16 protein-coding genes are annotated in these 22,153 nt (G+C 41.4%); 8 read left to right on the plus strand and 8 right to left on the minus strand.

The window, feature by feature from the left end:
- Window positions 1-9: 9 nt before the first annotated feature.
- Window positions 10-3,762, minus strand: coding sequence for a methionine synthase (gene metH, locus DYI81_RS12195; protein ID WP_117007657.1), 3,753 nt, complete (start codon window positions 3,760-3,762; stop codon window positions 10-12).
- Between the two features lie 479 nt (window positions 3,763-4,241).
- Between metH and DYI81_RS12200 the strand changes: the two genes are divergently transcribed.
- Window positions 4,242-5,861 (plus strand): inorganic phosphate transporter, encoded by a 1,620-nt coding sequence (locus DYI81_RS12200; RefSeq protein WP_117007658.1) that lies wholly within the window; start codon window positions 4,242-4,244, stop codon window positions 5,859-5,861.
- 202 nt (window positions 5,862-6,063) lie between these two features.
- Here the strand turns inward: DYI81_RS12200 and DYI81_RS12205 are convergent, their stop codons facing one another.
- On the minus strand, window positions 6,064-7,614 hold the full coding sequence (locus DYI81_RS12205; RefSeq protein WP_117007659.1) for a hypothetical protein: 1,551 nt from the start codon (window positions 7,612-7,614) through the stop codon (window positions 6,064-6,066).
- A gap of 174 nt (window positions 7,615-7,788) precedes the next feature.
- Complete coding sequence (locus tag DYI81_RS12210; protein ID WP_117007660.1) at window positions 7,789-8,745, minus strand: ABC transporter substrate-binding protein; 957 nt, start codon at window positions 8,743-8,745, stop codon at window positions 7,789-7,791.
- A gap of 236 nt (window positions 8,746-8,981) precedes the next feature.
- Here DYI81_RS12210 and DYI81_RS12215 point away from each other — a divergent pair, with 236 nt between their 5' ends.
- The gene (locus tag DYI81_RS12215; protein ID WP_106985765.1) at window positions 8,982-9,275 is read left to right on the plus strand and encodes a hypothetical protein; all 294 of its coding nucleotides are present in this window, start codon (window positions 8,982-8,984) and stop codon (window positions 9,273-9,275) included.
- 129 nt (window positions 9,276-9,404) lie between these two features.
- Here DYI81_RS12215 and DYI81_RS12220 read toward each other — a convergent pair whose 3' ends face one another.
- Complete coding sequence (locus tag DYI81_RS12220) at window positions 9,405-10,022, minus strand: rhomboid family intramembrane serine protease (protein WP_117007661.1); 618 nt, start codon at window positions 10,020-10,022, stop codon at window positions 9,405-9,407.
- A gap of 159 nt (window positions 10,023-10,181) precedes the next feature.
- On the opposite strand from DYI81_RS12220, the gene nfuA reads away from it, so the two are divergent.
- Together nfuA and DYI81_RS12230 are read left to right on the plus strand one after the other, a co-directional pair.
- The gene (gene nfuA, locus DYI81_RS12225; RefSeq protein WP_106985763.1) at window positions 10,182-10,820 is read left to right on the plus strand and encodes a Fe-S biogenesis protein NfuA; all 639 of its coding nucleotides are present in this window, start codon (window positions 10,182-10,184) and stop codon (window positions 10,818-10,820) included.
- Window positions 10,821-11,053: 233 nt separating this feature from the next.
- Window positions 11,054-13,108, plus strand: coding sequence for a TonB-dependent receptor (locus tag DYI81_RS12230; RefSeq protein WP_117007662.1), 2,055 nt, complete (start codon window positions 11,054-11,056; stop codon window positions 13,106-13,108).
- Window positions 13,109-13,159: 51 nt separating this feature from the next.
- On the opposite strand, the gene DYI81_RS12235 is transcribed toward DYI81_RS12230, so the two are convergent.
- Complete coding sequence (locus tag DYI81_RS12235; protein ID WP_117007663.1) at window positions 13,160-14,167, minus strand: hypothetical protein; 1,008 nt, start codon at window positions 14,165-14,167, stop codon at window positions 13,160-13,162.
- 15 nt (window positions 14,168-14,182) lie between these two features.
- The gene (locus tag DYI81_RS12240) at window positions 14,183-15,223 is read right to left on the minus strand and encodes an alpha/beta hydrolase (protein ID WP_117007664.1); all 1,041 of its coding nucleotides are present in this window, start codon (window positions 15,221-15,223) and stop codon (window positions 14,183-14,185) included.
- 484 nt (window positions 15,224-15,707) lie between these two features.
- Here DYI81_RS12240 and DYI81_RS12245 point away from each other — a divergent pair, with 484 nt between their 5' ends.
- Window positions 15,708-16,322, plus strand: a complete 615-nt coding sequence (locus DYI81_RS12245) for a carbonic anhydrase (protein WP_117007665.1) — start codon at window positions 15,708-15,710, stop codon at window positions 16,320-16,322.
- A 67-nt stretch (window positions 16,323-16,389) separates the two neighbouring features.
- Here the strand turns inward: DYI81_RS12245 and DYI81_RS12250 are convergent, their stop codons facing one another.
- Entirely contained in the window at window positions 16,390-17,031 is a 642-nt protein-coding gene (locus DYI81_RS12250; RefSeq protein WP_117007666.1) for an arylesterase, read from the minus strand.
- Between the two features lie 24 nt (window positions 17,032-17,055).
- Here DYI81_RS12250 and DYI81_RS12255 point away from each other — a divergent pair, with 24 nt between their 5' ends.
- Together DYI81_RS12255 and DYI81_RS12260 are read left to right on the plus strand one after the other, a co-directional pair.
- Window positions 17,056-17,781 (plus strand): ABC transporter ATP-binding protein, encoded by a 726-nt coding sequence (locus DYI81_RS12255; protein WP_106985757.1) that lies wholly within the window; start codon window positions 17,056-17,058, stop codon window positions 17,779-17,781.
- A 2-nt stretch (window positions 17,782-17,783) separates the two neighbouring features.
- Entirely contained in the window at window positions 17,784-20,264 is a 2,481-nt protein-coding gene (locus tag DYI81_RS12260; RefSeq protein ID WP_117007667.1) for an FtsX-like permease family protein, read from the plus strand.
- Between the two features lie 89 nt (window positions 20,265-20,353).
- Here the strand turns inward: DYI81_RS12260 and DYI81_RS12265 are convergent, their stop codons facing one another.
- A complete protein-coding gene (locus tag DYI81_RS12265) occupies window positions 20,354-21,184 on the minus strand; it encodes a rhomboid family intramembrane serine protease (RefSeq protein WP_106985755.1) in 831 nt (276 codons plus the stop codon).
- A 78-nt stretch (window positions 21,185-21,262) separates the two neighbouring features.
- Between DYI81_RS12265 and mtgA the strand changes: the two genes are divergently transcribed.
- Window positions 21,263-21,937, plus strand: coding sequence for a monofunctional biosynthetic peptidoglycan transglycosylase (mtgA, locus tag DYI81_RS12270; protein ID WP_106985754.1), 675 nt, complete (start codon window positions 21,263-21,265; stop codon window positions 21,935-21,937).
- The last annotated feature ends 216 nt before the right edge of the window (window positions 21,938-22,153 follow it).

The following is a 22,153-nucleotide window of genomic DNA, read 5'->3' on the forward strand; positions in this document are numbered from 1 at the left end:
TAATGCAAATTATTGAACCGAATCATCCAAATTAGGCGCTAACCAACGCTTCGCTTCATCTAAAGTCCAGCCTTTACGTTTCGCATAATCCTCAAGCTGATCGCCTGCGATTTTACCCACGTTAAAATATTGGCTTTCAGGGTTAGCATAATAGAAACCGCTGACAGATGAAGGCGGCCACATTGCAAAGCTCGTCGTCAACTGCGTACCAATCTTGTCGGTAGAACCTAACCAGTCAAACAATGGCGCTTTTTCAGAGTGCTCAGGGCAAGCAGGGTAGCCCGGCGCCGGACGGATGCCGACATACTTCTCTTTAATCAATTCTTCATTGCTTAAAGTTTCAGATGCTTGGTTGCCCCAGAACTCTTTACGAATGCGCTCATGCAAATGTTCTGCAAACGCTTCTGCAAAACGGTCACCTAACGATTGCGCCAAAATAGCAGAGTAGTCGTCGCCTTTGGCTTTGTACTCATTCGCCATTTCTTCTGCACCAAAGATCGACACCGTGAAACCGCCCAAGTAATCTTGAATCTCAACTGGCTCAGCTACACTTTCGTTTCGCTCTTGCGCTTGGGCAAAACGTTGTTTTGCATATCCAAGCTCAGGAGCAATAAAGTCCGCCAATGACAAGTTTGGTTTACCCGTTACTTTGTCAGACTGCTGACGGATATGCTCAAAAGTATGCGTCACTGTTTTCGCAGTTTCATCAAACACTTGAACCGTGTCTGCACCTGAACGGGCAGCAGGGTAAATACCAAAGACCGCACGCGCATCAAAACGTTTGTTGTCAATAATATCTTTCAGCATAGTCTGCGCTTGTTCATACAAGTCAGTTGCTGCTTCACCCACCACTTCATCAGTCAGAATAGCAGGGAATTTACCCGCCAAGCTCCAAGAAATAAAGAACGGCGTCCAGTCGAAGTATTCAACCAAAGTTTCCAATGGATAATTGGTCAGCGTTTGCGTACCAATGAAGTTTGGCTTCACAGGCGCATTGGCTGCAAAGTCAATTTTCAAACCATTTTCAACCGATTCAGCATAAGTCAGCTTAGCTGCTTTTGGCTGTTTGTTGGCAATACGCTCACGCACTTTTTCATATTCAGCACGGGTTTCCTCAACAAACTTCGGTTTCATTTCTTTAGAAAGTAAAGTTGTTGCAACACCTACCGCACGAGAAGCATCAGCAACATAAATCACTGCATCATTTGAATATTGAGGGTCAATTTTCACCGCAGTGTGCGCTTTAGAAGTCGTTGCACCGCCAATCATCAGCGGAACATTAAAGCCTTTACGCTGCATTTCTTTAGCAACAAACACCATTTCATCGAGTGACGGAGTAATCAGGCCAGACAAGCCGATGATGTCAACTTTCTCATCAATGGCGGTTTGCAGAATCTTCTCGCAAGGCACCATCACGCCAAGGTCGATAATGTCATAACCATTACAGCCAAGTACTACGCCTACGATGTTTTTACCGATGTCGTGCACGTCGCCCTTCACAGTCGCCATCAGGACTTTACCCTTAGACTGACCGCCAGATTTTTCAGCTTCAATGAACGGATTCAGCCAAGCTACTGCTTGCTTCATCACACGTGCAGATTTCACCACTTGCGGCAGGAACATTTTGCCTGAACCGAACAAGTCGCCAACCACGTTCATGCCGTCCATCAGCGGGCCTTCAATCACGTCTAGCGGACGAGCTGATTTTAAACGCGCTTCTTCAGTATCTTCATCAATAAAGGTCGTGATGCCTTTCACCAAAGCATGCTCAAGACGTTTTTCAACTGGAAGTTCACGCCATTCCAAGTTTTCAACTTGTTTTTGCGCAGCGCCTTGACCGCGGTATTTCTCAGCTACTTCAAGCAGCTTTTCAGTTGCATCGTGCTGACTTTCACCTTGGTTTTGGTTCAAGATCACATCTTCAACCGCAGCTTTCAGTTCAGCATCAATATCATCATAAATCGCCATTTGACCTGCGTTGACGATACCCATGGTCATGCCTTGCTGAATAGCATGGTATAAGAACACTGAGTGAATCGCTTCACGTACAGGCTCGTTACCGCGGAATGAGAACGATACGTTAGACACACCGCCTGAAATCATCGCGTGTGGCAAGTTTTGCTTAATCCAGCCTGTCGCTTCAATAAAGTCCACAGCATAGTTGTTGTGTTCTTCAATACCAGTTGCGACTGCGAATACGTTCGGGTCAAAAATGATGTCTTCAGCAGGGAAGCCCACTTCATTGACCAATACATCGTATGAGCGTTTGCAAATTTCTTTTTTACGTGCAGCAGTATCGGCCTGACCATTTTCGTCAAAGGCCATTACAATCACGGCAGCGCCGTACTGACGGCACAAACGCGCTTTATGCACAAACTCGTCATAGCCTTCTTTCAAGGAAATTGAGTTAACAACCGCTTTACCTTGTACGCATTTTAAGCCTGCTTCAATGATTTCCCATTTAGATGAGTCAATCATGATTGGCACACGTGAAATTTCAGGCTCAGATGCTACTAGATTCAGGAAGTGCACCATTGCGCCTTCTGAATCCAGCATGCCTTCATCCATGTTGATGTCGATAATCTGCGCGCCAGCTTCAACTTGCTGCTGCGCAACTTCTAACGCTTCGGCAAAATTTTCTTCACGGATTAAACGCAGGAATTTTTTAGAACCTGTCACGTTGGTACGTTCACCGACGTTCACAAACAGCGAATCTTCTGTAATGTTGAACGGCTCTAAACCGCTTAAACGGCAAGCAGGTTTGGTTTCTGGCACTTGGCGTGGCGCAATGTCTTTGACTGCGTTGGCAATGGCGCGGATGTGATCCGGCGTTGTACCGCAGCAGCCGCCAGTAATGTTAATCAAGCCACTTTCTGCAAATTCTTTAATGAAGGCTGCAGTTTGTTCAGGGGTTTCATCATAACCGCCGAAGGCATTTGGCAAGCCAGCGTTCGGATGCGCTGAAACAAAAGTATCGGCAACATCTGCAATCGTTTTGACGTGTGGACGCATGGCATCTGCACCTAGGGCACAGTTAAAGCCAATCGACAATAAGTCACCATGACGCACAGAGTTCCAGAACGCTTCAGCGGTTTGACCGGTTAAGGTACGGCCAGAGGCATCGGTAATCGTGCCTGAAATCATCAATGGCAATTCATAGCCCAGCTGATTAAACACTTCTTTCACTGCAAAAATGGCAGCTTTACAGTTTAAAGTATCGAATACGGTTTCGATGAGCAGAATGTCCGCACCGCCTTCAATCAGGGCATGCGTAGCTTGAATATAGTTTTCTTTCAGCTCATCAAAAGTAATGTTACGGAAAGCTGGGTCATTTACATTTGGCGAGATTGAGCAAGTGCGCGAAGTCGGCCCAAGCACACCCGCAACAAAACGCGGCTTTTCAGGCGTTGAGTATTTTTCACAAGCGGCTTTGGCAATACGCGCTGCTTCACGGTTGATTTCAGTGACTAAATCTTCCATGTGGTAATCAGACATAGAAACTTTTGTGCCGTTAAAGCTGTTGGTTTCAATGATGTCTGCACCAGCATCTAAGTAGGCTTCATGAATGCCTTGAATGATTTGAGGCTGAGTCAGCACCAAAAGGTCGTTGTTGCCTTTCAGGTCAGATGCCCAGTCAGCAAAACGCTCACCACGGTAGTCAGCTTCTTCGAGTTTATGACGCTGAATCATAGTGCCCATTGCACCGTCGATAATCAGAATCCGTTGAGCGAGCAGCTCTTTTAGGGTGGTAAGCGTGGACATAAATAACCCCAATCCGATGGAATATAAAATCGGCAAATATATTAACAGAATTCAGTTCATTATTTCTGATATTGAGTTTAATTATTAAGCGCAAAGTTGAGCTTGTTGAATATTTCGCCGTGCCTCAAAGTGGTTGCTGTAGCAAGATTGGATTGTCATAAATACTTCATCAAGTTGTCATATCTCTCTAGCATGCTATGCCTTGGTCTGTAGAACCCTTAAGTACAGCTTATATTTCATGTTTTGTAACATGATCTTTTGCGGTGCAAAAACAGCGTGTTTTAATAATGATAAATGAACAGAAATGGTTGTAACACTATGAATATTAATGATTGATTTGAATGCAAATAAGCATAATTGATGGCAAGCTGTAAAAAATAAAGTATGAAATATTGCTTTATATGACACCGCTTTGTCATATAATTGTCACAATTTAATTGAACAATATGGGGATTCTTAAATCCTCCATTCTTGCTTGCATGAATTCTAATCAAACTCCCGTAGATTCAGCACACCAGTCGACAAACAATAAGTCGACGAATGTTCATGTGCCTACACCGAAATTTTTTATGCCGGTGTTTCTAACGTTAATTATTTCAACGTTAATTTATATTGGTTTTCAACTTACAGCTGATCTTGCGCATGTTCCTGCACTTAGCCTCTACTCCATGATTTTATTGGGTACCGCTTTGTTTATTGCGCTCGGTTTTGAGTTTGTAAATGGTTTTCACGACACAGCGAATGCTGTCGCAACGGTAATTTATACCAACGCATTGTCTGCTCCAGTGGCGGTGATGTGGGCTGGTTTTTGTAATTTCTTAGGCGTAATGGTTGCCAGTGGTGCAGTTGCCTACGGCATTATTGCATTGCTACCTGTAGAGCTGATCATGAATGTCGGTTCTGGAGCTGGCTTTGCTATGGTTTTTGCCATGCTCATCGCGGCCATTCTTTGGAACCTTGGTACTTGGTTCTTGGGGATTCCTGCTTCTAGTTCGCATACTTTAATTGGTTCGATTCTAGGCGTTGGCATTATGAACTACATTCTGCACGCAGGTAGCGGTGCATCGGGTGTAGACATGGACCAAGTGATTAAAGTGGGTAAAGCTTTACTGTTTTCTCCTTTAATTGGTTTCGCATTTGCTGCGGTATTGTTCTTATTGGTTAAAAAAATCTTTAAGAAACAAATGGAATTATTCCAGCCACCTGAAGGCAATAAACCACCACCACCGCTTATTCGTGCAATTTTGATCTTTACTTGTACAGGCGTAAGTTTTGCGCATGGTTCAAATGACGGTCAAAAAGGCATGGGATTAATCATGTTGATTTTGATTGGTTGTGTGCCTTTGGCCTATTCTTTAAACAAGAATTTAGACCAAGCGCATATTCAATCATTTGAACAATTGTCTGCACAAACAGCGACTGCGATTTATGCACAGCATGATGATATTGCAGATGACAAAGCGCGTGATGTGATTACCAAATATATTCAGACCAAAGAAATTACCCCTGAAGTTGTGCCTGCTTTAGCAAGCTTAACTGATCACTTAGGTGAGCGTGTGGGTCAGTATGGCGATCTAAAAGATATTCCAGAAACTGAAGTTTCTACAATTCGTAACGACATGTACTTAAATACTACGGCATTTAAGCGTTTAGATAAAGCAGAACAGCTTCCAGCAATGACGGCTGATCAAGCGAAAAACGTCAAAGAATACCGTAATAACTTAGATTCGTTCCTTCAATACATTCCTACATGGGTGAAAGTCGCTGTTGCATTGGCACTTGGTCTAGGCACCATGGTGGGTTGGAAACGTATTGTAGTGACTGTGGGTGAGCGTATTGGTAAGCATCACATGACTTATGGTCAAGGGATGTCAGCTGAGCTTGTTGCTATGACCACAATTGCTGCTGCAGATGGTTTTGGTATGCCAGTTTCAACCACTCACGTATTGAACTCTGCGGTTGCAGGTACAATGGTTGCCAACAAATCAGGCCTGAACTTTGCTACAGTGAAAACCATTCTTTCAGCATGGATATTCACTTTACCAGCGACAATCTGTTTGTCTGGTGGTTTATATTGGCTGTTCTTACAAGTGTTCTAAGTACATTTAAAGCATAAAAAAACGCTACTTCGGTAGCGTTTTTTTATGTGCTTATTTTATGTTTAGGTGCTCTGCTTAAGTTCTGGCTCGGCTTTATAAACTAGGCCATGTACGTGCGTAGCAACCATTTGAATATGTAATTAATCAAGCCTTCTCATCGACTGTGTAAGCCGTAGAAAATGTGAAGAACTGAGTCATTGCATTATGCTTTTTTCATCATTCGGAGCATGGATTTGATAGGCAGTTTATCTGTTGCAAAGCCATAGACTGCAGCAAAGGGCAGAGCAGTACGTGCCAAATAAGCAACACGCCATAAACCACCGTGGTTTGCGCCTTTCATCATCAGTTCAAGTGGGTGATCTAACTTAAGTTCTGGGTTAGCCACCGACTCAGGATTGCGAAGATCGTGTATCCATAAAGCTGCCATAATGGCATTGGTGGTTTCAGGGGCAAAGGCTTCTACATCAAACAGCTCAGCACCATTAAATGCGGCTTTTAGTAGCGGATTTTTGGTCACTGAATGCGTGGTTGTAGAGGGCGCAATATTGATACTCACACGTTGACCATTATGTCGGGCTAATGTGGCACGCCACTGTTGAATACGTTTTGCCAGCGCATAGTTTGGTCCTTGTTCCACCACCAAGCAATCAGCAATACCATAGGATTGACCATTGCTGGAAAGAATTAAGTCGTGTGAATTCTTTTGGAAAAAGTGCTGAGCACTGAGCGTAGAAATCCCTTGGCTCAGCAATTGCTGCGCTTTAGAGCGATGCGTGAATTTGTTTTGTGATGCTTCAACCACTTCCTTAGGTACAGCATAGACATCGGTTGGTGTGCACATGTACATAAGGCTGGTATCGGGCTTTTGTACACTGACATATTGCATAATGGCATCCATCGCCATAGATACGCGAACGTGTTTTTCACCATCTAAATACGCAATGGCCGCCAAGTCTAATTGATGTTGGCTTTGTGCCAGCCAATGGGCAATTTCAGGTGTTTGCGTCAATAGATTGGCACCAAGCTTGTCTCTAAGCTCTGCTTCGGTTGCTTCGTCTGACAGTGCTTCTATACATGGCGCATATAGTGTGGCATTACCGTGCTTTACGGTGTCTAATATTTTGCCCCAAATACGTGGGTGAGGTAAATCAACAGCGGCAATATTGGCTTTCCATTTAGAGAGCCAGGTAAGTGGGCCAGCCTCAGAAGCTGCACCAAACAGTACAACAGTACGGTCAGATAGATCGAACCATTCTGGGTGCGCTACACAAGCTCTTAAAGCATCGGCATGGCTCGGTTCAACAATACCTGAATCTTGCCAATTTTGAAGCTGTGCTAAAAGTGCATCACCTTGTAAGTTTTGCCCTTTATAAGGTACATACCATTCAGGTGTTGCATCACTTTCACCCTTTAATTGAATGGTGTGTAAAGGCTTTGCTGGCAATGACATCACATCGACCAATAAGTGCTTTTCACCATCTCGATAAAACTCAAAACTATGATGCGCTTTATTTAAACCTGAAGTCGCAATATGAAGCGGAGCTTGGTCATTGAGAATGCCATGTTGGACCAAAGCTTTGAAATATTTTGGATATTGTTTACGCCAGTTTTTTTCTTGCGTAGCTTTGAGTGACAGGTTGTGATCGACCGAGGCCAATGCTTCCGCAATAATTTCACGCCCGACTTTGGATGTGCTGGGCTTTTGCTGTGTAGCAGAAATTGGAAACTGGAGGCCTTCTAAAGAACTAGACATGCAAAATATCTCACCTGACATTGTCGTTAATATACATTTGTATACATTATCTATGCCAAATTCGATTCGGTCTTGGCAGAAACTACCAATGTTTTGTAGAAAAATATTTCGAGATATTTCATGAAAAAAGGGAAGTATAAACTTCCCTTTTGATTTCAAGCGGTTTGACTACGTTTAAGGTTGAATGGCTCGTTTCAGCTCTTTGAGCATTGCAATCGTATTGTCTAAGCCTGCACCAGTTAAATACCATGAATCAGCATTTACATTAATGACCTGATTGTTTTTCACCGCATCGGATTGGCTTAAAACGGGGTGCGTTTTAATACTATCTTTTGCTGTGTACTGTTGTGTATTGACTGCACCACGGTCTAATAAAATGATGTAATCAGGTTGTGCTTCGACAGCTTTTTTAAGCAATTGAGCATTCTTTTCTGTCAAGGCGAGGGCAGCAGCAGAACCCGCTTCTGGGCGTGGTGCATCAGACTTTTCACTTAGCGGGAGTACAGATTTAAATCCTGTTAAATCATAAACAAAGCCAAAACGATCATTGGCTGCATGTAGCATGTAGTTGTCTTTATTTACAAATAGCATTAGCGCAGATTTATTCTGGGTTAAAGATTTAAGTTCAGCCTGTAGTTTTTTAACTTCTGCTAATTTTTCATTGGCAATTTTTTCACGTTTAAATGCTTTTGCCAGTAACTGAGTCCGCAGTTCTAAGTCAGCGACATAATGCTCAGTTTGAGCCGATAAGCTTACAGTAGGCGCCAGTTGTTGGAGTTGGCTCTGCGCTTTTGCTGAACGTCCACCTACAAAAATAAGATCAGGCTTGGCTGCTTTTAACTTTTCTAGATCAGGTTCAAATAGAGAACCAGCTTTAATGAATTGATTATTTTGATATTTGGCTAAATCACCACTGAAACTGGTTTCAGGAACAATTTTTGCGTCTATACCTAAAGCATTCAGGGTGTCGAGTATAGCAAGATCATAGACAGCAATATTTTGTGGCGCATTTTTAAGTTCAATCGTATTTTGTTCTGAGGCTTTTAACGTAAATGGTGCAGCAAGAGCTAAGCTGGATACAGGAGAAGTTAGCGCTAAAATCACAGCATACAATAATGATTTTTTAATCATCTTCTTGAATATTCCCAAAAAATTTCAATGAATGTATCAGAATAATTATTAAATGAAAATAATTAGCATTATTATTTAGTTTTAATGGTAATCAATATTATTTTCTATTGATGTCATATTGGTTACGAAAGTTGGCTAAAATGACAGCAAAAAAATAATAAAGTGTGATATGCATCACAAAATAAAAGATGTAGATTAAATCATCAAAAGAATAATTCGTTCTTAGGGGAAAAATTATGAGTGATTTAACGAGCGTCTATTTATTTAGTGCACAAAAATCCAATTTCTCTTCAGCAGTATTTTCTAACTATCTGCAAGCCAAAGACTGGATTGAAAATAATTATTTAAGTGGTGTTTTAATCGAATATCCACTGGATCAGAGTTGTTATGACTGGGCGATTAATGCAGGTCATTTTAAAGAAAAAACTCCGATTGATCGTGCGCCTGTATTTATTGCCAAGTTTGTGTCTGCTTATCAGCGCAATTGGCATTTTGAACATGGTGAGCTTTTGGTCCACACAGATGTTTAATCCTTCTTACGCGGAAGTGATTAATACCAATCACTAGCCAGTGAACTAAAAAGGGATTCTGCATAAGAATCCCTTTTTTTATGTTGCCAATATCGGTTTTTTACTCAATCTATGCAGTAGGCTCAGTGGTTAAAATGGCAATTGCATCAACTGATTAAAGAAGTGAGGAAGGACCCTTGGCTCAATAATAATGGTCATGAGGACCCCATAGGCAGCTCCCCACAAATGTGCACTGTGGTTAATGTTGCTGTTGCCACGTTTGCCAGACCAAATGCTATAAGCCACATACAGCACGGCAAAAATAATGGCTGGAACAGGTATAAAAAATACAAAAATCAGCTTCCACGGCTGAAATAAAATATAGGCAAATAATACGGCTGAAACAGCGCCAGATGCACCTAAGCTGGCCCAGCGATGATCATTTTTATGCTTGAGATAACTTGGAATAATTGCTGCAATCAAACCACCGATATAGAACAGCACAAAGCCCATTTCAAATAAGTATTGGCGATAGAACTGCTCAATAATGCTACCAAAGAAAAATAAGGTGATCATGTTAAATAACAGATGTGCACCATCGGCATGTATGAAGCCATGCGTCACAAAGCGGTCATATTGGCTTTGCTTAATAGCAGGGGGCCAAAAAATCAGACGGTTCATGATTTTTTCGTTTTGAAAGGCAAGAAATGAAACAACCACGGTAATTAAAATAATGGTGACCGTGTGATTAAAGGGTAAGTCCAGCATAGGATTATGTTCTATATTTTGACTATTTAAGATGCATCATGCCATTAAAAAGGGCTTTAAAGTGAACTTTCAAGATAATTCCGACAATTTTGGTTGATTTTTTTCTACTGAACCGCATCTTCAGGTAAAATAGATAATTCAGCATGAGGAAATATTGTTATGTCGACTGAGAACACCAGCACTGTAGTTGCAGAAGAGATTCCAAATTTATTAATTACACCCAATGCACAAGAGTATTTAAAAGACTTGTTGGCGAAACAAAATACGCCAGGTATTGCGGTACGTGTTTTTGTGGAAAATCCTGGAACACCGCGTGCTGAGTGCTGTATGGCGTACAGTGCACCAGAAGAAATTGTGCCTACAGATTACAAGCAAGACTACCCAGACTTTGCAGCTTATGTTGATACCCCATCTATTCCATATTTGTTAGATGCTGTTATTGATTACAACAAAGACCGTTTTGGTGGTCAGCTGACGTTCCGTGCGCCAAACTCTAAAGTGCCACGTGTAGGTCCAGATGCTTCTGTAGAAGAACGTATTACTTATGTTTTACAGTCAGAAATTAACCCAGGTCTTGCAGGCCATGGCGGTAACTGTGCTTTGGTCGAAGTGGTTGAAGACGCAGAACATGGCTTAACTGCGGTGCTTAAATTTGGTGGTGGTTGCCAAGGTTGTTCATCAATTGATTTAACTTTAAAACAAGGCGTGGAAACGACTTTAAGACAACATGTCCCAGAATTGATGCGTGTAGTGGATCAAACAGATCACAGTAATACTGAAGGCGCTTATTTTAAATAAGCACTTAGAAATTAAAAAAATAGCCTCAATTAGAGGCTATTTTTTTGCTCCATATTTTTAATTAAAATCTGTTTAATCGGGTAAGTTAATTCATGTTTTGAGGGTAAGAGATAAGAATTATCAACTATAAATGAGAATAATTATTAATTATAATTGCATTACGTTTGTATTTTGTTACACTGAGCCCCGAAAATCAAAGACCATCCATAGATAGTAAGTAAGGGCATACGAGTATGAATAAGCCATTGATTCGTTCAACTTTAGCATTTGCAGTTGCATCAGCATTCACTGCGCAATTACAAGCAAATGAGCAAAATTCTGCTGTTCAAGAGAATGTGACAAAACTTGAAACCATTGTTGTAACAACCGCTGGCGGTTTCGAGCAAAACATTGCCGATGCACCTGCTTCAATTTCAGTGATTACAGGTGAAGAATTACAAAAAAAATCATATACCGATGTTATTGATGCCGTGAAAAATATGCCGGGTGTTTCGGTACAAGGGGGCGGTAACAATAAAGAAATTACCATTCGCGGTATGGGGGCAAGTTATACCAAGTATTTGGTGAATGGACGTCCTGTAAGTGCTGGCCGAACAGTCAATGGTAATGGTACAGATGGCGGTAAAATTGGCGCATATTTACCACCTATCGACATGATTGAGCGTATTGAAGTGGTACGCGGCCCAATGTCTTCATTGTATGGTTCAGATGCAATGGGCGGTGTAATTAATATTATTACTAAAAAAGCCTCATCAAGCGATTGGCACGGTAGCATCTCTCCCGAATATACAAAATCAGATAACGACTATGCCAATGACAGCTACGGTGTTGGTTTTTATGCGACAGGCCCGCTGATTAAAGACAAACTCTCTTTGAGCTTGGATGGTAATTTCCAAGGCAATGATGAAAGTGATTATATTGGTGGCGAAGGACAAAAATCAGGTTCAAGTGAATCTGAGAAAAAAGTCAAAAAACTGGGCACTGAATTGGTGTGGAGTGTCGATGAAAACAACGACATTGGCTTACGCTATGATTTTAGTGGACAGCAATACACCACAACTTTAGGTAAGAGTGTTGGTACAGCAGCAGAAGCGTCTATCAATGAAAATGAAAAAGAAATGTATACCTTAACCCACAAGGCACATTACGATACATTTATCCTTGATTCATATTTCCAAGACGAAAAAACCAAGAAGGTATATAGCGGCGCAGTTGCGGATCGTAAACAAGAAGATTTAAAAGTATTCAATACGCAAGGGACATTCTTCTTGGGCGACCATACTTTAACAGTGGGTGGTCAGTATCAAACAGAAGAAATTACCGATACGACCAATGGTTTAGCGAGTGTTACTGGTGTAACTTCGCTTGAACGTTGGTTATTTGCATTGTATGCAGAAAATGAGTGGAACATTACTGATGATTTTGCTTTAACACTGGGTGCTCGATTCAATAAAGATCAATATTTCGGTGGCGAAATTACCCCGCGAATTTACGGTGTTTATCATTTAACGGATGCTTTGACTTTAAAAGGTGGTGTAAGTACGGGTTATAAACAGCCAACCATCAGCCAAATTTCTGAAGGTTTTGGTAGTCGCACTGGTAAAGGCAGTGGCGTGATTATTGGTAATCCAAACCTTTCTCCAGAAAAGAGCACAAGCTATGAGTTGGGCTTTAATTTTTCAGATCCTAGTTTGGGCCTCAATACCAGCTTAATGGTCTTTAAGTCAGACTTTAAAGATAAAATTGTTGAAGACCGCTTATGTGAAACACCGGGAACCACAAACAGTTCACCTGTAGAAGATTGGAAATGTGAAGCGAATGGTAAACCTTACCGTTTTGTTAGCCAAATGATGAACGTGTCTGATGCTGAAATGAAAGGTGTTGAATTCACATTAGATTATGACTTATTGGATAATTTAAGTGCGAGCACAAGCTATACTTATACAGAATCTGAGCAAAAAAGCGGTGAGTTTAAAGGTCAGCCTTTAAATAAAATGCCAAAGCACATGCTTAACATTGGTTTAGATTATGATGTTTCAGATCGTTGGAATACATGGATGGATTATAACTACCGTGGTAAAACCAGTGATTACTTAAGCCGTACGTCTATGGCGAGTGGTACACCAGCTTATGGTACATTTGATGCTGGTGCAGTATTTAAAGCCAGCGAAAAGTTGAGCTTAACAGCTGGGGTTTATAACTTGGCCAATAAAGAAATTACCAATGGCGAATACGACATTGTGTTGGATGGTCGTAGATATACTGTTGGTATGAATATCAAATTCTAATTTGCCAATAAAAAAGCCGCTTAAAGCGGCTTTTTTATTTTATCTGTTTGCTTATTTAGATATGGCTAAAATTTTTAAAGTTTCGGCTGCATAATAGAACTGCTCTAAATAATGGCGTGAACGTTCGCGTAACCAACCTGAAGCGATCATTTGCTGTATGACAGGTTGTAGCAGTGCACTTAATTCATGTTGAATTAGCGCTTCATCAATATTTAAATCGCGCAGCAATAAGTCAAAAGGGCGCTCCGCATTACGCACATACCATGCATACACACCATCATGCACTTGTTGTTTTAAATACTCACTTTGACGAATAAAATCCCAAATTTCTGCACCCATGCCTACAGTGGCTGGGAGGTCTTGAACTTCAATATAATTTTTAAGTACAGACACAGGCATTGCTTTGATTTTATGCCAAAGATTGGCTTGGAAATGATAGAGCTTATGGTCATCAAAGTGCTGATTTAATACAGTTTCACTCATTTGGCTGAGCTTTAGAATATTTTTTTGTAAGTACTTGGCAACTGCATCATCTAAGTTTGTATCGGTGACATTTTCCAGTACAGATTTACCCATTTTCATAAAGCGTGATACGCCGGGTACGCTTTTGGCCAGTACTGAGTTATCCAGATAGTCTTGAATGGAATGCTGTATGAGCTGGCTAATCATGGCTGAAAAAGCAGGATTATTCACCATGGTTTTAATCAGGCGTTGACGATGTCCACTTTTACTTGCGACATATTGCGCAATTTTATCTACGGTGAGCACAGGGATAATATCGGCAATTGTTGTGCTGTCATTGATGGGATGCACCAACGCAAATTTGATATGTTCTGCAATTTGTTCGATTAAAAAACCAGAGGCCGGTGTTTGTAATATTTGCTTTTCAATCAGGCCATGAATCTGTTCAAAAGACCACAGCTGTTGGAGTGGCTGTTTGCGGAACCATTGATAAAAATGAACAAACTCAGTGTCGACAGTAGGGCTTTGGCTAAAAGTGTGATCTAAAAAATTAAGTTGAGCTTCAATGAGCTGCTCAATCATAGGGTGCTTTTGCATACTGTCTGGGTGTACCTAATTTAAAGGAATGAGTTTATCCGTAAGCGGATTGATAAATTTTTGGCTTCTGGCCAGAAAGGGTAAATAGTGATTCGCCACTTCCTGATCAGCCTCAATAATCGGCATGTGGCCGACATTATTAAGAATGACAGGAGCTTCAGCACGTTTCAATAAGGATTTTAATTCATTTGCCGCTTCGACATTAATAATCTTGTCTTGCTTGCCCCATAAAATTAAGGTGGGTGCTTCTACATTACGCGCCAAGCGTGCAAAACTATCTGGTGTGTAAATTCGATTAAGCGTTATGATTTGCTCAATCATTTTTTGTGTTTGAGGCGACTGAGCAATAAGGACTTTCTCTTGGGCTTGTTTGAGTTTAAACGGTACATTTGGTGGTTGCTGCATCAGCTGATGACTGACTTCATCTAAATCACCGGGTTTGCTCACAATGAGGTTTTTTAAAAAATACGGGTCTTTGCTATAAATAGTATTGGCTTTTTTATAGATGCCTGCACTGTTGATCAAAAATAAACTTTGAGTATCGAAGGGGAATTGTGAAGCATATAAAGTCGCAATAGAACCGCCTAATGAATGTCCTGCGATATTCAGCTTATTTTCAACATCAATTTTAATTACAAATTGACGCAGTTGCTCGGTCACATTGGGGACAGAAATATCAAAATCGGAAGGAACTTGAGTGTCACCATTGGTTGGTAAGTCTGGAATAATCACATGATAGTAAGGCGTAAGATAATGTGCCACACGATTCCAATTGTGGCGGTTACCAGCTAGACCATGAATCAATAGGATTGAAGGTGAACTTCGAGAACCTCCCTCGTTATAAGTCCACTTTACGTTGCCTACTTGTATGCTCTTCGATACTAAGCCAGCGGCTTTACGCTGTTGGCTTAAATAGTCTTGTAAAATATAAGGCGTGGTAAATGTTGACGTTGGTTGCGTCGTTTGAGCAGCTAAACTTGAGATACTTGTTGTACACGCCAAACACAGTCCAGCGAGTTGAAGGATCCTTTGTGCTGTCAAATGCAATCCTTTCATTGACATTCACCCCTTAGAAATGTGCTAAAAATTATTATCGTGATTCGTAGATCAATTTATTGATTGCAAAAAATGCTTTAATTGAAATGACTTATGCTTTTATTTTAATGAAATCGCGTTATAAGTCACGATTTTGTTGTGAACGTGGCGTGAAAAACTCAGCCTAAAATGTGATGGAGTTAAATAAAATAGTTGTTTTAGGTGTGCATACAACATTGTTGACTTGGGCGAGCTTTCATTCACTTTGATTGTGCTCAGAATGTATGAAGTTGTTCAGTCCAGATCGATGCTATTCATTTGAATAGGCATAGCTCTTGCATGATTGATTGCAAGCAGAAAGTGCTTGTGCATAGGAGTGTGAGATTGAAATAAGTGATAAATGTAACAAAATATTATAAAAAAATTACGCACTATTGCTTTTTGCAAGTGACATTCAAAATAGGCAAGCATAAAATATGTTAACTTCAAATCAGGGGAGAAGAACATGCTAACAGCAGAAGAAGCTTTAGAACGTTTAAAAAAGGGCAATGAACGTTTTGTCAGTGGTCAAACACAACACCTTAAGCTTTTGACGCATCAAGAGCGTGCAGCGATGGCAGAAAGCCAAGAGCCGTTTGCAATTATTTTGGGCTGTTCAGATTCACGCGTACCTGCCGAAATGGTTTTTGACCAAGGTCTAGGTGATTTGTTTGTTATTCGTGTTGCAGGGAATATTGTTGCACCATCTCAGGTGGGTAGTGTGGAATTTGCAGCCGATAGCTTTGGCTGTCCATTGGTCATTGTATTAGGTCACACCCACTGCGGCGCAATTCATTCCACTATTGAAGCATTGATGAATCCAGCAACACCACCATCAGCGAATTTAATGTCGATTGTGAACCGTGTACGCCCATCTGTAGAAATTTTACTGCAAACTGAATTAAAAGATGATTTGGATAAATTGTCTGTGCATGCGGTGCGTTCAAATGTATTTGCTTCAGTAAATCAGTTGCGTCATGGCTCGGCAGTACTTGAAAGCTTAATTGCGCAAGGTAAATTAAAAGTAGTGGGTGCAGAGTACTCACTCGAAACTGGTAAAGTAAGTTTCTACGACTTTTAATAGTTGATAGATACTGCATAAAAACAAAAGGCGCTATGTTTAGCGCCTTTTTCATGCCTCAGTTTTGCTATAAATGGCGCTTGATATAGGGATAGGCATTATTCAGTAGCAGAGGCTGTGCTTTGGCATTTGGATGAATCTGGTCACTTTGGATCAAGTTTTTATTGCCCGCAACGCCTTCTAAAAAGAAAGGCAACAGTTGAACCTTGTATTGCTGACTCACAGTCTTGTAATTATTTTCAAATGCCTTGCTATAGGCTGTGCCATAGTTCGGTGGAATCTTCATGCCAAACAGCACCACCTTGGCTTTGGCTTGCTGACTCTTTTGCACCAATTGTGCTAAATTTTTTTCAATCATTTTTGGTGGTTGCCCACGCAAGCCATCATTGCCACCTAATTCAATCACCACAAGGTCTGGACGGTGTGTTTGCAACAGTTTGGGTAAACGCGCTAATGCGCCACTAGTGGTTTCACCGCTTACACTTGCATTGACCACTTTATGTTGTTTCGGATACTGTTGGTCTAAGCGCTTTTGTAGCAAATTTACCCAGCCTTGCTGTGCGGGTATGCCATAGCCTGCACTTAAACTATCGCCCACAATCATAATGGTTTTAGCCTGTACGTACACAGGGACCATACTCAAACTGAAGAGTAGTGCGCATGGCACAATAGCGATTTTAACTTTAAATTCTTGCACACGTTTTAGCATATAAGCCCGCATATTAGGAAAATTATGAGCCAATCTTCGACTGATAAATCCATCATGCCACAGGCAATTATTTCTGCCCAGCAACTGACACAAAAGATAAAACTTGCAGATAAAGAATTATGTATTTTTGAAAATTTAAATTTAGCCATTCATGCAGGTGAGCAAGTTGCGATTACAGGGCGTTCTGGCTCGGGGAAGTCTACATTATTAGGGATTTTAGCCACCTTAGATCAGGCCAGTTCCGGGCACTTACAGGTTTGTGGAGAAGTAGTTGAAACACTCAATGAAGAACAACGTGCTGTGATTCGCCTTAAACATATTGGTTTTGTCTTTCAGTCCTTTCAGCTTTTACCCCACTTAACAGCACTTGAAAATGTGATGTTGCCTTTACGTTTAGATGCCAAATTTCATTATGCAACAGCAGAGCAAAAGGCACTCGCTTTATTAGAGCGTGTAGGTTTGACTCGACAAGCGGCTCAAACACCCAAGGTTTTATCTGGCGGTGAGCAACAGCGTGTAGCGATTGCACGCGCATTAATTCGGCAACCTAAAATTATATTTGCTGATGAACCGACAGGTAATTTAGATGGAGCAACAGCCAAAGAGATTGAACAATTGCTGTTTAATCTAAATCGTGAGTTGGGGACTACCTTGGTGTTGGTGACCCACGATCAGCAGTTAGCACAGCAATGCCAACGCCATTTTGAATTGCATGATGGCCAGCTCATTGAGCATATAAAGGGGAGCTAAGCATGAATGCATTATTTAGCCCTTTACTGCGTCAGAGCTTTCAAACCACTGGGGTTTATTTACTGATTATTGCCTTAACTTTGGCCATCAGTGCCACTACGGCACTCAAGTTTAGCAATGAGCAAATACAACATGCAGTGGCGTTACAAGCGGCTGAAATGTTGGCTGCTGATTTGGTGCTGAACGATACGCAGCCTATTGCTCCAAAATGGCGGGAGCAAGCGCAGGCGCTAGGTTTAAAGCAATCTGAAGTGACGGTATTTAGCTCGATGGCTCATACAGATGAGCAGTTTGTGATGGTCAATGTAAAAGCCATACAAACCAACTTTCCATTGCGGGGTGAACTGACGATTGAGCCCAAAGCTCAACAATTACAGTCAGGTGAAGTCTGGTTGAGCCAACGTGCGATGGATTTGCTCAAGGTCAAATTGGGCGATCGTATTGCAATTGCGGACGGCCAATTTCGGGTGAGTGGCAAAATTTTACATGATTCGAATCAGGAATTGGGCTTTAGTGGTTTTTCCCCAACAGTCATGATTGCACAGCAAGATGTAGTAAAAACCAATGCGATTCAACTGGGCAGCCGTATTGATTACCGCGTGTTATTGGCGGGGGAGCCGAAGGCCATACAACAGTATGAGCAAGACTTTAAGCAGTTTAAAAACCAACAAAAGACTCAATCTACACAGGTCGCACAAACTGAAGATGAACAGCAGGCAGGACTTCGCTTAAGAAATGCCAGCGAAGGCAATACGCGCTTAATGAAGCCGATTGCGAATTTAGATACATTTTTACAGTTGGCCAATATTTTAACCATTTTGCTTTGTGGTATTGCCATCGCACTGAGTAGCCAACGCTATATTTTGCAAAATCAAAATCATATTGCGTTACTGCGTTGTATGGGGGCTTCTAAGGTTCAGATTTTTAAGGCCTACTTATTCTTGTTATTGGTGGTCTTTGCTGTGGCAATGTTATTGGGAAGTATTGCTGGCGTGGTGCTTGGCTACGGCTTATTACAGTTGATGATGCAGTTGATTCCACAGCTGAATGTTCCTTTTTCTGCATTTGCCATGTTGTGGGGACCATTACCGATTGCTTTATTGACTAGTGCCACGGTGTTACTAGGTTTTGTGTTGCCTCAGCTTTGGCAACTCCTCAACACGCCACCTATACGTGTGATTCGACAACAAGAAAAGTCTGTGCAGTCTATGTTATTGGTTCTGTTTTCAGGCATGCTTAGCCTCATTATTTTTAGTGTGGTATTGACGGAAAATCTTGTGCTCACAGCATGGGTGATGGGGGCTATTTTAGTACTTTGTGCTGTGCTGTATGGCTTGATTTGGGGTTTACTGAAATTTATTCGCCGTTTGAAACTAGGCATTTCTGCTTATGTACGAACGCCGTATCAGACTGCATTTCAAATTAATGCATTGGCTTTGGGGCTGAGTTTAATCACGGTATTGGCCGTGCTCCGCACAGATTTATTGGAGCGCTGGCAACAACAATTACCCGTAGGTACGCCAAACCAATTTGTATATGGTCTACCGCCGTTTGAGAAAGATGCATTTCAGCAACAACTGAACCAACATGGCTGGAAAGGGACACCGCTATATCCAAATGTACGTGGGCGTTTGGTGGCCAAAAATGATCAACCTTTTGCCACGCAATTGGTACAACACAATAATTCATTACGCCGTGAGTTGAATTTGACCCAAGCCAGCACATTTCCAAGTGATAATGTCATTGTGAGTGGGGCCAAACAATTTAGCCAGTCGCATCAGGTTTCTGTAGAAGCAAAAACAGCAACAGAGCTTGGCATTCAAATTGGTGATCGACTGACCTTTAGTTTACCTGAGGGCGTATTACAGGCCACGGTGATTAACTTGCGCAGTGTAGAGTGGGAAAGCTTTAGTCCGAATTTCTTTTTTATCTTTTCACCACAAACGATGGATGCAAACGCGGGTAGCTATTTGGCCAGCTTTTATGTACCACCAGCGCAGAAGCCTTTGTTAATTGACATGATTCAGCAATTTTCCAATACGGTGTTTATTGATGTGAGTTTGGTGCTGGATGAAGTAAAACGTATTGTCGGTTTATTGGTTCAAATTATCAGTATTTTGGCATTATTGGTGGCACTTTCAGGCATCTTGGTGCTTATTGCATGTTTAAACTTGTTAATGGATGAACGTAAGCGTGAAGTCGCTTTGTTGCGTTCATTTGGAAGCTCTAAGCAAAAGCTGAAACGCATGCTTAGTTTAGAAATTGGCTTCATGGGTTTTATTGCGGGTGTCGTTTCCTGCTTTTTTGCAGAAGTCATTAGTGCAATCGCCAGTTATAAAATGGAATTGGTGCTACAGCCTCATTGGGAAATTTGGTGGATCTTACCGCTGTGTATGACGCTAGTGTGTATGCTGATCGGGCGTTATCGACTTAGTTATTTAAGTGACATTCCACCACTTCAAAGTTTAAGAGAACTGAATTAGGTGTATTAGCATCTATTTGAGTTTAGTACATAAAAATGCAGCCCAAGTGAATGATCATTTGGGCTGCATTTGTTGTAACAAGCGTAATTTTAGGCATGTGGTTGTTGTATAGATTGCGTCATCCATTGCAGTAGTTCATGCCAAAATGGTGCAATGGTCGCAACTTTAATTAGGCAATATTGATAGACTACCCAGCAGATCATGCCCCCTGCAATGAGCGCGATCAATTGAATGAGGCGCGGGCGTTGAATTTTTTCACCCCAATACCATGCCAATGCCAAAAAACCACCCATGAGCATGCCACCAATATGGGCGGCATTATTAATCCCACTGATGGTAAAGCCCATGGCTAAGTTAATCCCCATGACCATTAATAAGGTTTTTTTATCCAGTAAAAAACGCTGGTTAGGTAAGTTTGGGAATAATGAAATAACAGTCAATGCAGCACCTAGCCCCATTACCGCACCTGATGCACCTGCACCGACACTGGGGAGTAAACTTGGATTGGCTGTGCCAATTTGCAACAACTCATAAGAATCCTGAATTGCCACATAGCCACTGAGCAATGAACCACTTAGGCCAGCCAGCATATATAGGCCAATATAGTAATAACGTCCTAACATTTGTTCTGCAATATTGCCAAAGATATACAATGCCCACATATTGAGTGCGAGATGAATCAGGCCAAAATGAAAAAACATGCTGGTAAATAAGCGGATGGGTTCCGCTAAATAACTTAAAGGTGCATAATCAGCACCCCAACGAATAGCATCCGCTGTACTTGGGCTCGTAATATCTATGCCATGTAAAACTTGCCAAGCAAATAAACCGACATTAATGGCAATCAGCAGTGCAGTAAACCACCACAGTTGAAGGTTGGTTTTGTTGCGGTGGATTTTAGGGGGCGCGTATTCAGGCATGCTATTCTTTTGCTGTGATTATTCGTTTAAAAATAAGCTTAACACGAAAATAGTGAGATTCAGGAGCAACAAACTGACATGAAAGCCTTTATTGTCCGATCTTTGTTAATTCTAGTCAGTGTGGTGCTATTGATTCAGCTTTGGATCTTTTCAAGTTTAGTCTGGTGGCGTACAAATCCAGTCGACACCACCATGATGATGCGTTTGGATTATTGGTCAACTCAGTCTAAACCCATTCAGCACGAATGGCGTGATTACGATCAAATTAGTGATTATATGAAACACGCAGTTGTGGCTGCCGAAGATGGTAAATTTTTACAGCATAATGGTTTTGACTGGGCGGGTATGCAGTTTGCCATGGAGCGTAATAAAGACAAAGGCAAGGTGGTTGCTGGCGGTTCAACCATTTCACAGCAATTAGCGAAAAACCTATTTTTATATAATAAGCGTTCTTTTATGCGTAAGGGCCAAGAAGCGGTTGCAACGTGGATGATGGAACGTATGTGGTCTAAAGAACGGATTTTAGAGGTTTATCTGAACTCGGTAGAGTTTGGCGATCATATTTATGGGGTGGAAGCGGCAACGCAACATTACTTTGGTAAAAGCTCAAGAAGCTTGAGCCGTGAACAAGCTGCATTTTTAGCAGCGATCTTGCCCAATCCTAAATATTATCAAGATCACCGCGATGACCGTAAATTAAGATATCGCAAAGGCCTTATTTTAAAATATATGCGTTATAGCCATATTCCTTAATGGTTTAAAAATACTTAGATTCTCAAATGAAGTGCAACAGAGATTAATGTATTGGAAGAAAGCAAGATGAGTTAGCATTATGCTTCCGACCGACCAAAGTCAAAGTTGCATCATGAACTATACTCATCTTACTCAAGAAGAAAGATATCAGATTTATACCTTGTTACGTGAAGGTTTTTCCAAACGTTATATCGCTTTGCGTTTAAATCGCTCTCC

It is taken from the genome of Acinetobacter sp. SWAC5 (genome assembly GCF_003419885.1).
Taxonomy (GTDB): Bacteria; Pseudomonadota; Gammaproteobacteria; order Pseudomonadales; family Moraxellaceae; genus Acinetobacter; species Acinetobacter cumulans.